The 11,229-nt window shown below is 71.4% G+C and carries 11 protein-coding genes; 7 read left to right on the forward strand and 4 right to left on the reverse strand.

Annotation, left to right across the window (positions count from 1 at the left end; genetic code table 11):
* Positions 1-175 precede the first annotated feature (175 nt).
* The 5 genes from DEJ17_RS15525 (at position 176) to DEJ17_RS15545 (ending at position 6,348) form a co-directional block, all read left to right on the forward strand.
* Positions 176-1,507 carry a bifunctional o-acetylhomoserine/o-acetylserine sulfhydrylase gene (locus DEJ17_RS15525; RefSeq protein WP_110895077.1) on the forward strand — a complete coding sequence of 444 codons (1,332 nt, stop codon included), beginning with the start codon at positions 176-178 and terminating at the stop codon, positions 1,505-1,507.
* Positions 1,508-1,775: 268 nt separating this feature from the next.
* Complete coding sequence (locus DEJ17_RS15530) at positions 1,776-2,978, forward strand: homoserine O-acetyltransferase (protein WP_110895078.1); 1,203 nt, start codon at positions 1,776-1,778, stop codon at positions 2,976-2,978.
* 134 nt (positions 2,979-3,112) lie between these two features.
* Entirely contained in the window at positions 3,113-4,270 is a 1,158-nt protein-coding gene (locus tag DEJ17_RS15535) for a sensor histidine kinase (protein ID WP_110895079.1), read from the forward strand.
* The gene (locus tag DEJ17_RS15540) at positions 4,267-5,589 is read left to right on the forward strand and encodes a hypothetical protein (RefSeq protein WP_110895080.1); all 1,323 of its coding nucleotides are present in this window, start codon (positions 4,267-4,269) and stop codon (positions 5,587-5,589) included. The genes DEJ17_RS15535 and DEJ17_RS15540 overlap by 4 nt, the downstream gene beginning before the upstream one ends.
* An 87-nt stretch (positions 5,590-5,676) precedes the next feature.
* Positions 5,677-6,348 (forward strand): response regulator transcription factor, encoded by a 672-nt coding sequence (locus tag DEJ17_RS15545; RefSeq protein WP_017888182.1) that lies wholly within the window; start codon positions 5,677-5,679, stop codon positions 6,346-6,348.
* A 181-nt stretch (positions 6,349-6,529) separates the two neighbouring features.
* On the opposite strand, the gene DEJ17_RS15550 is transcribed toward DEJ17_RS15545, so the two are convergent.
* Both DEJ17_RS15550 and DEJ17_RS15555 read right to left on the reverse strand, forming a co-directional pair.
* A complete protein-coding gene (locus DEJ17_RS15550) occupies positions 6,530-7,795 on the reverse strand; it encodes an MFS transporter (protein WP_110895081.1) in 1,266 nt (421 codons plus the stop codon).
* 377 nt (positions 7,796-8,172) lie between these two features.
* Entirely contained in the window at positions 8,173-8,358 is a 186-nt protein-coding gene (locus DEJ17_RS15555; RefSeq protein WP_110895082.1) for a hypothetical protein, read from the reverse strand.
* Positions 8,359-8,485: 127 nt separating this feature from the next.
* On the opposite strand from DEJ17_RS15555, the gene DEJ17_RS15560 reads away from it, so the two are divergent.
* Complete coding sequence (locus DEJ17_RS15560; RefSeq protein WP_146239739.1) at positions 8,486-8,674, forward strand: hypothetical protein; 189 nt, start codon at positions 8,486-8,488, stop codon at positions 8,672-8,674.
* A gap of 3 nt (positions 8,675-8,677) precedes the next feature.
* On the opposite strand, the gene DEJ17_RS15565 is transcribed toward DEJ17_RS15560, so the two are convergent.
* Both DEJ17_RS15565 and DEJ17_RS15570 read right to left on the reverse strand, forming a co-directional pair.
* On the reverse strand, positions 8,678-8,986 hold the full coding sequence (locus tag DEJ17_RS15565; protein ID WP_110895084.1) for a thiamine-binding protein: 309 nt from the start codon (positions 8,984-8,986) through the stop codon (positions 8,678-8,680).
* Complete coding sequence (locus DEJ17_RS15570; RefSeq protein WP_110895085.1) at positions 8,983-10,296, reverse strand: glycosyltransferase 87 family protein; 1,314 nt, start codon at positions 10,294-10,296, stop codon at positions 8,983-8,985. Before DEJ17_RS15570 ends, DEJ17_RS15565 begins: the two co-directional genes overlap by 4 nt.
* 85 nt (positions 10,297-10,381) lie before the next feature.
* Between DEJ17_RS15570 and DEJ17_RS15575 the strand changes: the two genes are divergently transcribed.
* Complete coding sequence (locus DEJ17_RS15575; RefSeq protein ID WP_110895086.1) at positions 10,382-11,092, forward strand: YceI family protein; 711 nt, start codon at positions 10,382-10,384, stop codon at positions 11,090-11,092.
* Positions 11,093-11,229 lie beyond the last annotated feature (137 nt).

Here is an 11,229-nt window from a genome sequence, read left to right on the forward strand (position 1 = left end):
CATCCTGGCCTGGAGGCGCGGGGCGGGCCCGGCGGCTGCGTTACGTCCCGAGGCGGGTGCGGTGGTGCGGGCCCGGCCGCCTGCGTACCGTGACACCCGACGCACAGCAACGCCGAGCCTCCAGGCCGAGCGCAAGGCGACCCGACGACCAGCCGCACCGGACAGGAGCACCAAGATGACCGAGCACGACGCCGCCGCCTGGCAGTTCGAGACCGCCCAGGTCCACGCCGGCGCACAGCCGGACCCGACCACGGGCGCCCGAGCGACGCCCATCTACAAGACGACCTCGTACGTCTTCGCGAACTCGGACGAAGCGCGCGACCTGTTCGCGCTCGCGAAGCCGGGCAACATCTACTCCCGGATCATGAACCCGACGAACGACGTGGTCGAGCAGCGGATCGCCGCGCTCGAGGGCGGTTCCGGGGCCCTGCTCGTCGCGTCCGGCCAGGCTGCCGAGACCTACGCGGTGCTGAACATCGCCGGTGCGGGCGACCACATCGTGTCGTCGTCGTCGATCTACGGCGGCACGTACAACTTGTTCAAGTACACGCTGGCGAAGCTCGGCATCGAGACGACGTTCGTCGAGGACCAGGACGACCTCGAGGAGTGGCGCCGCGCCGTCCGACCGAACACGAAGCTGTTCTTCGCCGAGACCATCGGCAACCCGAAGATCAACGTCCTCGACATCACGGGCGTCAGCGACGTCGCCCACGAGTCCGGCGTCCCGCTGATCGTCGACAACACGATCGCGACGCCGTACCTGATCCGTCCGTTCGAGCACGGCGCCGACATCGTCGTGCACTCGGCCACGAAGTTCCTCGGCGGCCACGGCACGGTCATCGGCGGGATCATCGTCGACGGCGGGAAGTTCGCCTGGTCCGAGCACACCGACCGGTTCCCGGAGTTCAACACGCCCGACCCGTCGTACCACGGTGCGGTCTTCGCCGAGGCCGTCGGCAACGAGCTCGCCTACATCGTGAAGGCCCGGGTGCAGCTGCTCCGCGACCTCGGTGCGTCGAACTCGGCGGACACGGCGTTCGCGCTGCTGCAGGGCATCGAGACCCTGTCGCTCCGCATCGAGCGGCACGTGTCCAACGCGCAGGAGATCGCGGAGTGGCTCGACCAGCACCCCGACGTCGCCACCGTCGCCTACGCCGGACTGCCGACGTCGCCCTGGTACGCCGCCGCGAACCGGTACGCGCCGAAGGGCGTCGGCGCCGTGCTGTCGTTCGAGCTCAAGGGCGGGGTCACCGCGGGCAAGGCGTTCGTCGACAACCTGCAGCTGTTCTCGCACCTGGCGAACATCGGCGACGTCCGCTCGCTCGTCATCCACCCGGCGTCGACCACGCACTCGCAGCTCACCCCCGAGCAGCAGCTCACCACCGGGGTCACCCCCGGCCTGGTCCGCCTGTCGGTCGGCATCGAGAACATCGCCGACCTGAAGGCCGACCTCGAGGCCGGGCTCGCCGCGGCCCGGGCGACCGCGCAGGAGAGCCAGCGCGCGTAGGGGTGGTACGCCGCCGGCTGCGTGCTCGCCTGCCCGATGCGCCCGCATGTTGCGACGTCCCACGTGTCGATCGACGCGTGGGACGTCGTTCGTTGCACACGCATCCGGTACGTGCGCACGGTGCGACGATCCACGAGTCGAACGACGCGCACGATGTCGGAACATGCGCACGCACGGAACGGCGAGCGCGGCCCGGAGCCCGGCCACGCGCCGGGCGTGACGTAACACGGCGGCGGCGAGCCGCGCCTCCCGGCAGACTGGACGCACGATGGACTGGCAGACGACCCCCGAGGACTCCGTGCCGTCCACCCTGGTGCCCGGCACCGAGCTCGGCACCCTCGGCAAGCCGCCCGTGACCGGTGCCTGGCGTCCCGGGGACCACCCGGGTGCACGCCACTTCGAGTCGCTCGGCGAGCAGTGGGTGCGCGGCGGCCGCCTGCCGTCCGTGCGCGTCGCGTACGAGACGTGGGGCACGCTCAACGCCGCTCGCGACAACGCGGTGCTCGTCCTGCACGCGCTGACCGGGGACTCACACGTCGCGGGCGCTCCCGGCCCGGGCCACCGCACCGCCGGGTGGTGGGGCGACGTCGTCGGACCCGGCCGGGCGATCGACACCGACCGGTGGTTCGTGATCGCGCCGAACATGCTCGGCGGCTGCCAGGGCACCACCGGACCGTCGTCGGTGTCACCGACGGGCGCGGAGTGGGGCTCGACGTTCCCCTTCGTGACGGTGCGCGACCAGGTCGAGGTGCAGGCGCAGCTCGCCGACCGGCTCGGCATCGAGACCTTCGCGGCGGTCGTCGGCGGGTCGATGGGCGGCATGCACGCACTCGAGTTCGCGGTCTCGCACCCCGCGCGCGTGCAGCGGCTGGCGGTCCTCGCGTCCACGGCGCAGACCACCGCCGACCAGATCGCCGCGAACTCGCTGCAGCGTGCCGCGATCCAGATGGACCCGGCCTTCGCCGGCGGCGACTACTACGAGGCCGACGCCGGCGAGGGCCCGCACCGCGGACTGTCGCTGGCCCGACGGATGGCGCTGATGACGTACCGGGCCTCCGACGAGCTGAACAGCCGTTTTGCGCGGTCCTGGCAGAGCGATGTCTCCCCGCTCGGCGACGACGGCCGGTTCTCGGTGGAGAGCTACCTCGACTTCCACGGCAACAAGTTCACCCGGCGGTTCGACGCCTCGAGCTACGTGACACTGACGTACGCGATGGACTCGCACGACGTCGGTGCCGGGCGCGGCGGGGTGTCGGCGGCCCTCGGGCTCGTGACCGCGCGGACCCTGGTCGTGGGGATCTCGAGCGACCGACTGTTCCCCATCGAGGACCAGCACCGGATCGCTGCGGGCGTGCCGGACGGGCTCGACGGCGACACCGCGGCGGTGATCGAGAGCGAGTTCGGACACGACGGGTTCCTCATCGAGCACGAGCAGGTCGGAGCGCACCTGCGGCGGTTGCTCGAGTCTTGACCGGGGCCTGCCGCCACCTACGGCGCGCCGGAGGCCCCCCAACGGGTGCCGCGCGTGGAATGATGGCGTGGAGCGCGGCACTGACCGACGCTCGGTTTCCCGCACCACCCAGATCGTCACCAACCAGGACATCGATGGACTTCATCGCACAGGAACGCGACCGCTTGCTGCGGTCGGCGACCCGTGTCGTGGGCATCGTCTGCGCGCTCGTCAGCGTCGTGGGCATCGTCTCCGCCGCCGCCGTGCCAGCGCTGTCCCTGACCGGAGCACTCCTCTGCATCGCCGCGATGATCACCGCCCTCGTGTGCTTCGGCCGCGGCGGGGAAGTGTGGTGGACCGCCGCCATCGTCGTCGCCGGGCTCGCCACGATGGTGCTGCTCTTCACCGGCGTCGACGACTCGGCGCGGCCCCTCGTCGCCAGCGCCGTGATGCCCCTGGCCGCCGGCGGACTCTCGGCACCGCTGATGGCGCAGCGCGGGCACCCGGTCGGTCTCGGCATCACCATCGCCGGGGGCGGCGCCGTGGTGGTGCTCATGGTCTGGGGATCGGGCTCACTCCTGTCGACCCCGGTCAGCGGCGCACTGCTCGGGTGGGTTCTGATGGCCGTCGTGGCGATCTGGATCTCGCGCAGCATCCCCCGCGTCGCCCGCCGCATCTACAGCATCGGCACCGCCCACCGTGCCGAACGGCAGGCCAGCGAGACAGAGGCGCAGCGCCGCCAGGGTGCCCGCCTGCTGCACGACACCGTGCTCGCGACCCTGACGCTGCTGGCACACTCCGGCGTCGGCGTCTCCGAGCAGGCGATGCGTGAGCAGGCCGCCGAGGACGCCCGACTGCTGCGGCACCTGCGCCTCGGCGCGACCCCGCAGCCCTCGCAGTCCGGTGACTACTCGCTCACCCGTGAAGAAGAGTCGCCGCTCGGGCAGACCCTCGAGTCCGTCAAGCAGCGCTTCGGCCGGATGGGGCTCGAGGTCAGCTGGCACGGCACCGGCCAGGTCCTGCTGCCGACGAACGTGCTCGACGCGTTCCTGCTCGCGCTCGGTGAGTGCCTCGAGAACGTCCGCCGCCACGCCGGCGTCGGCGAGGCGCACGTCACGATCGTCCACGACAACGAGGTCGTCCGTGCGATGGTCACCGACTCCGGCGTCGGCTTCGACCTCACCACCGTCAGCGCCGAGCGACTCGGTTTCAAGGAGAGCGTCGTGAACCGTCTGCGCGAGGTCGGCGGCGACGCGAAGCTCTTCTCCGCGCCGGGCTCCGGCACCACCGTCGTCCTGGAGGCACCGCGATGACCCGGGTCCCCGAGGACACCATCGGCCGCAGCCTGCCCGGCGAGACCACTCCGCCCGCACCCCGCACCCGCCGCGAGGCGCGGGAGCGCTACCGTACGAGCGAACGCCGCCAGGCCAGGGGGCTCCCCTCGACGTCCACCGGCGCCCGGTCCCTGCGTCAGGCCGCGAAGCCCGGCGCCTCGCTCGGTGCCGGCTACCTCGGCCTCGGCGCGGCGGTGCTCACCGCGATCGAGGCCGCCGCCGGCATCGCCTTCTTCCTGGTGCGCTGGAACGAGTACTCCGACCCGTGGCTGCCCGCCGTCGCCTGGGCGCTCTACGTCGTCGCGGCCGTCGGGGTCGGGCTCAGCGTCCTGACCTACGGCGAACGGCTGACGGGGCTGGCCTTCGCGTTGATCTGCGTGGTGCTGGCCTGCGTGGTCACGCTCGACTTCATCGGCATCTGGCCCGAGCACGACATCGCGCACACCGCGACGGCCTCGATGGCCGCGGGCTTCGCCCTGTTGCCGATCGCCACGCTCCGGCCCGCCCGCGAGGTCGCCGCCGCCATCGGCGTGCTCGGCATCGCGTTCATCGTGATGGCCGTCGCGTCGACGCCGATCACGCACGACACCATGCCCGGGATCGTGTCCCTGCTGTCGCTCGTCGTCGTGCCACCGGCACTCGCGCTGTACGTCGTGCAGCGGTTCCGCCAGCTCGTGCAGCGCGAACTCGACCGGGTGCTCGTGCAGAGCAACGTGCAGGCGCCGCAGTTCGCCGTCGGCATGCTCGCCTCGGACGAACTCGCCCGGCTCGACCTGGCCGCCGAGAAGCTGCTCGACGCCGTCGCGAACGGTACCGATCCGCTGCCGCTGTCCGACGCCTCGAGCTCCGTCGCCGCGTCGCTCGCGACCGAGCTCCGACTGCACCTGATCGAGGGCCGCCGCGAGACCTGGCTCTACCACGCCATCACCGAGTCCGACCACCTCGGGCGTTCGGTGAGCGTCGCCGACCCGACCGCCCTGGCCGGGCACCTCTCCCCGACGCAGCGCGACGGGTTGCTGCAGGCGATCTGGCAGATGGTCGGCGACGGCCGCACCGCGCAGCCCGGCATGCCCGTCGTCTCCGTCACGCTCGGCCCGATCGGCTCCGACGGGCACCCGGTCAGCGACGACACCATGGACGTGCCCGTCGTCATCGAGTCTCGCGGGGTGCCCCGGCGCAGCCTCGGCCCGACGGCCTGGAGCGCCCTGCAGCGCATCGGCCCGTACACCGAGACCGTCCGGGACGGCACGCTGCACATCGTCGCGCACTGCGTCGTGAACCGACATCCGTCGATGTAGCCGCCGGACACCCGCACGCCTCACCGACTTCCGGCCCGCATCCTCCTAGGATCGGCCGTGCAATCCGCACCGAGAAAGGACGCCAGCATGGCGACTCCAGAGGAACCGATCCGACTCGCACTGGTCGACGACCACAGGATGCTCCTCGGCGCGCTCACGGAGTGGATCCGGAACGCCGCCGACGACATCACCCTGGTGGCCGCCGTCACGACCTGGCCCGAGCTCCTGACGAGCCCGGCGTTCCCGGTCGACGTGGTGCTGCTGGACCTGGACCTCAAGGACTCCATCCCGGTGTCGCTGAAGATCTCGACGCTCAAGACCGCGGGCGTCAAGACCGTCGTGATGAGCACGTACTCGGAGCCGAACGTCGTGCGCGAGGCCCTCGGCGCCGGCGCCCTCGGGTACCTCGTCAAGAGCGAGGACGCCGACATGATCGTCGAGGCGATCCGCTCCGCCCAGCGCGGCGAGCAGTACGTCTCGGCCGAACTCGACCTCGCCATCAACAGCGGTGACGTCGGCGGTGTCCCGAAGCTCAGCGCCCAGGAACGTCGCGTGATGGCCCTCTACGGCGGTGGCGAGCCCGTCAAGAGCGTCGCCTACCAGCTCGGCATCTCCGAGGAGACCGCGAAGAGCTACCTCAAGCGCATCCGCGAGAAGTACCGCGTCGCCGGCTTCGACGTGGGCACGAAGGTGGCGCTCCGGAAGCGTGCGATCACCGACGGCATCATCGTGCAGGACGGCAGCCCCCTGGGTCTGTAGCGCCGCGCGCACGCTGTGCTTCGTGCTGCGCTTCGTGAGCACAGATGGTCGGGTCCCGTCACGGGACCCGACCATTTCTGCTCACCATGGACGGTCTCCCGCACCCACCGGACGGACGGGAGGCCCGTGGCGGCGTCGCCACGGGCCTCCCGTCCGGTGGGGGCGTCGCGCACCCCGCGGGTCAGGCCGTCGGGACCGGTGCGGTGATCGGGCCGGTCGACGGCGACGAGGAGCGCAGCGACGCGCGACGGGCGCTCCGCCGCTCGACCGCGTAGCTCACCATCGTCACCAGCACACCGAGCAGCGCGAGGCCGATGCCGAGCCAGCCCGGTGCGAGGAACCCGAAGCCGGCCGCGATGACGGCGCCGCCGAGGGCCGCACCGATCGAGTTGCCGATGTTGAACGCCGAGTGGTTCAGCGCCGCCGCGATCGTCCGAGCGTCGCCCGCGACGTCCATCAAGCGCGACTGCACCGCCGGCGGGATCGCCGACGAGGTCGCCCCGAGCAGGAACGCGCCGAGCAGCATGCCCCAGAGCCACTGGGCCGTGAGGACGGTGAGGAGCAGCGCCCCGATCAGCGCGAACATGCCGACGTAGATGGTGCGCTTCACGCTGTGGTCGGCCAGGTGTCCGCCGAGCACACCGCCGACGACCATGCCGATGCCCACGACGACGAGCACGATCGGCACGAACGACTCCGGCATGCCGGTGACGTTCTGCACGAGCGGCGAGATGTACGAGTACACCGCGAAGAACCCACCGAACCCGACGGCGCCGAGGCCCATCACGATCCACACCTGCGGCACGCGGAACGCCCGGAGCTCACGGCCGATCGTGGCGTGCTCGTCGCGGGCGCTCTTCGGCACGAAGGCCGCGACGGCCAGGAACGTCAGGGCGAACAGCGCGGCGACGACGCCGTAGGCGACCCGCCAACCGGCCACCTGCCCGACCCAGGTGATCGCCGGGACCCCGACGACGTTCGCGACCGACAGGCCGAGCAGCACCATCGCGATGCCCTTGCCGCGCTTGCCCGGGCCCATCATGTCGCCGGCGACGATCGACGCGATGCCGAAGTAGGCGCCGTGCGGCAGACCCGCGACGAAGCGGGCGACGAGCACCAGGCCGAACGAGGGCAGCAGCGCGCTCGCGATCGTCGCGACGACGAACCCGACGAGCAGCACGAGGATCAGGCCCTTGCGCGGAAAACGAGCGGACATCGCCGCGATGGTCGGCGCACCGACGACGACCCCGAGGGCGTACGCGCTGACGAGCCAGCCGGCGTGCGCGATCCCGGCGTCGGGGTCGATGCCGTACTGCTCGGGGAGCAAGGCCTGCGCGATGTTCGGCAGCAGCCCCATCGCGACGAACTCGGTCGAGCCGATGGCGAACCCGCCGAGGGCGAGCGAGATGAGCGCGAGGGTGCGACGCGCAGGCGTGAGCTGTGACATGGGGCCTGTTCTCGTGACGGGAGGGTCTGGGCGGCCGTCACAGCGGGACTGCCGTTCGGGCAGCGCGGTCACGGCGGGGAGTGCCGGTCCGGGTTCAGCGGCGAACGGGACTGGCCGGGCGGTGTCGATCACTCGGCCTTCGCAGTGTAGACCGCTCCAAAGCCCCAACGGAAGTCGGTCAGCGCCCGGTGGTCACCACGCTGCGCACGCCGGAGCGGTCGGCGGGTCGGCGGCTCGGCGGCTCGGCGCGATTCTCGGCCCGGCGGACACTTCACGCGGTCTGCGACACGTGAAGTGCCCGTCAGCGCGACACTCGGGTCAGACCCAGCGGCAAGCCCCTGCCGCGAGCACGATCATCGGCCCGCCAGCGCGTCAGGTCAGGCCGCCTGACGCGCCGCGTGGGCCGGACGTGCGGGAGCGACTGCGGGCTCGGGCAGCTCGTCGCGGTGCACCCATCCGGTGCCGCACTCCGCGCAGGTCGCCCAGGCGCTGTCGCCGTGTTCGTCCGTGTCGATGACGACCGTTCGCAGGTCGCAGTCGGGGCACCAGCCGTCGTGCATCATCACGCGCTCCTCATCATCGTCTCGGGGCCACCGTAGGTGGCTCGATGCAGACCATGAGACACCCGACCACCGACATCCGAGGGAGGGCTCCGGCGTGTCGTCCGCGGCGAGGATGCAGGATGACGACGTGCCCACCGCCACGACTGTCCTGGCCTCCTGCGCCGCCGGCGCGCCCGCGAACTGCGAGGACGTCACCGACCCGGTCGGGATCGTCATCGTCGTGGTGTTCGCGGTCGCCGGCCTCGTCCTGCTGACGGTCGCCGCGGTCTTCGGCACCGACCCTCGTCGCCGGAGGCGTCCGCGTCGGCGCCGCTGACCGCTACTCGCCGAGCGCGGCCTCGAGCCGTTCGAGCTTGCCGTCGATCTCGCCGGTGTGTCCGGGGCGGATGTCGGCCTTGAGCACGAGCGACACCCGCGTGCCGTACTCGCCGACGACCTCGGTCGCGCGCTTGACGACGCCCATGACCTCGTCCCACTCCCCCTCGATCTCGGTGAACATCGACGAGGTCCGGTTCGGCAGCCCGCTCTCGCGCACCACGCGGACAGCGGCCGCGACGGCGTCGTGCACGGACCCGTCGGACGTTGCAGCGGGACCACCGGACGGAGCGACGGAGAAGGCGACGATCATGCGTCCATCCTGCCCGGCTCGGGCTGGTCGCGCACGGACGGCGACGAGCGCGCCGACACCCGTCCGGGCCCTGCAGCCCGCCCCATCCGCACCAGCACGACCACGCTCCAGACCAGGATCGCAACCTCGAGCAGGTTCCGCAGCGTCAGCACGACGAGGATCCACGGCTGCACGGTGAGCAACTGGTCGTAGTAGCCCGGGTAGACCAGCTGCGTGAGCAGGGCCATCGGCAGCGCGAGCACCGCGATCGGCACGAACCGACGCGCACTCGGGGTGCCCGCCGCGAGCCCCCACACGATCGGCACCGCGAACCAGCCGATGTACTGCGGTGACCCCACCTTGTTCGTCGCGATGAGCGCCGCCACGAACAGCAGCGCGAGCACCGGCGCGAGTTCGGCCCGACGGGCACCCCGGCGTGCGCCCCAGAGCGCGAGCACGACCCCGGCCACCACGACGACGGCCATCAGCGGCGTCGACACCGCGGCGGCTGCGGACGTGCCGGCACCGGACACCTCGAACGTCAGGATCTCCTGGTCGTAGAACACCGCCGCTCCGGGGACGCCGAAGGCTGCGGCCCACATGAAGGGCGTCGCGAGCGGTGACTCGATCTGCAGTGCACGGCCGGTCTGCTCACCGACGAAGGACAGCAGGTACGGCACCCCGCCCCAGAGCACGTCCACGAGCACGATCAGGGCGGTCAGCACCAGCGCCCCGGCGAGCACACCGCGGCGGTGTCCGGGGCGCTGGAGCAGCAGCACCGCGACGAGCGCCGCAGGCCAGACCTTCGTCCACGCGCCTGCCGTGAAGAGTGCCGAGGCGACTGCCGGCCTCGAGGCCACGAACGCCACGCCCACCAGCGCGAACACCGTCGCGACGGTGTCGATCCGACCGAGCGCGATCGGTCCGAGCGCGAGGAGGAACAGCAGCCACCACCAGACGATCCGCACGCCGTGCACGCCGAAGCGGTCGGACGACCCCACACGAGCCCGGAACCGCCACAGGAACGCGCACGCCACGGCGTCGAGCAGCACCATCAGCAGCAGCCAGCCGGTGCCGATGGACGCGACTCCCCCGAGCGCCGCGGCCGCCATCGGCACGATCGCCAGGATCGGGTACACCCACGCGCCGTCGATACCGACCCAGAAGTCCGCGGTCCGCCCGGTCTCGATCCAGCGGCTGTAGGTGATGGTCACGTCACCGAGCGGCAGGTTCGCCGACACGAGGGTCAGCCACCACAGGAACCCGTGCACGGCGACGAACGCCAGGACGAAGCTGGCGAGTTCGAGCCACCGGGTCGAGGTCCTCTGCACCGAACGAGCGTAGCGGCCGGATCGGGGGGGCGATCACTGCCACGATCTCAGGCTCTCCCGAGCATGACGTGTCACCGTTCATTTCGTGACCTCCGACACCCCGCGCAAGCGCCGCAAGGCCGTCATCTGGATGTCCGTCATCGCCGCCGTCGTCGTCCTCGGCGTCGTTGGCGCGGTGGTCTTCACGAACGTCTACACGAGCACCGAGAACGCGAAGGCCTCGGCCGCGCCGTCCGTCGCCGCCACCCGCGAGGCCTCCACCCTCGACGACACGGACCTGTCCGGCGAGTGGACGGTCGGCGGCGACTCCGAGGCCGGGTACCGCGTCCACGAGGTCCTGAACGGCTCCGACGTCACCGTCACCGGCCGCACCGACAGCGTCTCCGGCACCGCGACCGTCGACGGCACGAGCATCACCGCCGCGACGATCACGGTGCAGGTCGCCGACATCACCACCGACTCCGACCAGCGCGACGCCTACTTCCGCGACTCCGCGATGGACGCCGCGGCCTTCCCCGAGGCCACCTTCGAACTCACCGAGCCGATCGCCGACGCGGTCCCGAGCGGTTCCGCTACGACGACCGTGACGGCTGCCGGCAAGCTCACCCTGCACGGCGTCGCGAAGGACGTCACCGCGAAGCTGCAGGTCGGCCTGAACGGCGACGGCGTGGACATCTCCGGTTCGGTCCCGATCACCTTCTCGGACTACGGCGTGCAGGCCCCGAGCCTGGGGTTCGTCAAGGTCGACGACGCCGGTTCCGTCGAGTTCCTGGTGCACGCGACACCCGCGAGCTGACGTCCGCGAGGCGCGTCACGCCCGTGACGTGACCGCCGACGGCCTGGAGGCGCAGTGTCGGTGGACTGGTCCCCGGTTCTTGGACTGATTAGTCGGTTCAAGATCCGGGGATGGTTCGTGTGGGTGGTACCGCGTCG

This window comes from Curtobacterium sp. MCSS17_011, from assembly GCF_003224275.1.
Classification (GTDB): Bacteria; Actinomycetota; Actinomycetes; order Actinomycetales; family Microbacteriaceae; genus Curtobacterium.

Coding starts and splice junctions, on each gene's coding strand:
- DEJ17_RS15525 (WP_110895077.1), top strand. CDS start 176: ATGACCGAGCACGACGCCGCCGCCTGGCAGTTCGAGACCGCCCAGGTC.
- DEJ17_RS15530 (WP_110895078.1), top strand. CDS start 1,776: ATGGACTGGCAGACGACCCCCGAGGACTCCGTGCCGTCCACCCTGGTG.
- DEJ17_RS15535 (WP_110895079.1), top strand. CDS start 3,113: ATGGACTTCATCGCACAGGAACGCGACCGCTTGCTGCGGTCGGCGACC.
- DEJ17_RS15540 (WP_110895080.1), top strand. CDS start 4,267: ATGACCCGGGTCCCCGAGGACACCATCGGCCGCAGCCTGCCCGGCGAG.
- DEJ17_RS15545 (WP_017888182.1), top strand. CDS start 5,677: ATGGCGACTCCAGAGGAACCGATCCGACTCGCACTGGTCGACGACCAC.
- DEJ17_RS15550 (WP_110895081.1), bottom strand. CDS start 7,795: ATGTCACAGCTCACGCCTGCGCGTCGCACCCTCGCGCTCATCTCGCTC.
- DEJ17_RS15555 (WP_110895082.1), bottom strand. CDS start 8,358: ATGATGCACGACGGCTGGTGCCCCGACTGCGACCTGCGAACGGTCGTC.
- DEJ17_RS15565 (WP_110895084.1), bottom strand. CDS start 8,986: ATGATCGTCGCCTTCTCCGTCGCTCCGTCCGGTGGTCCCGCTGCAACG.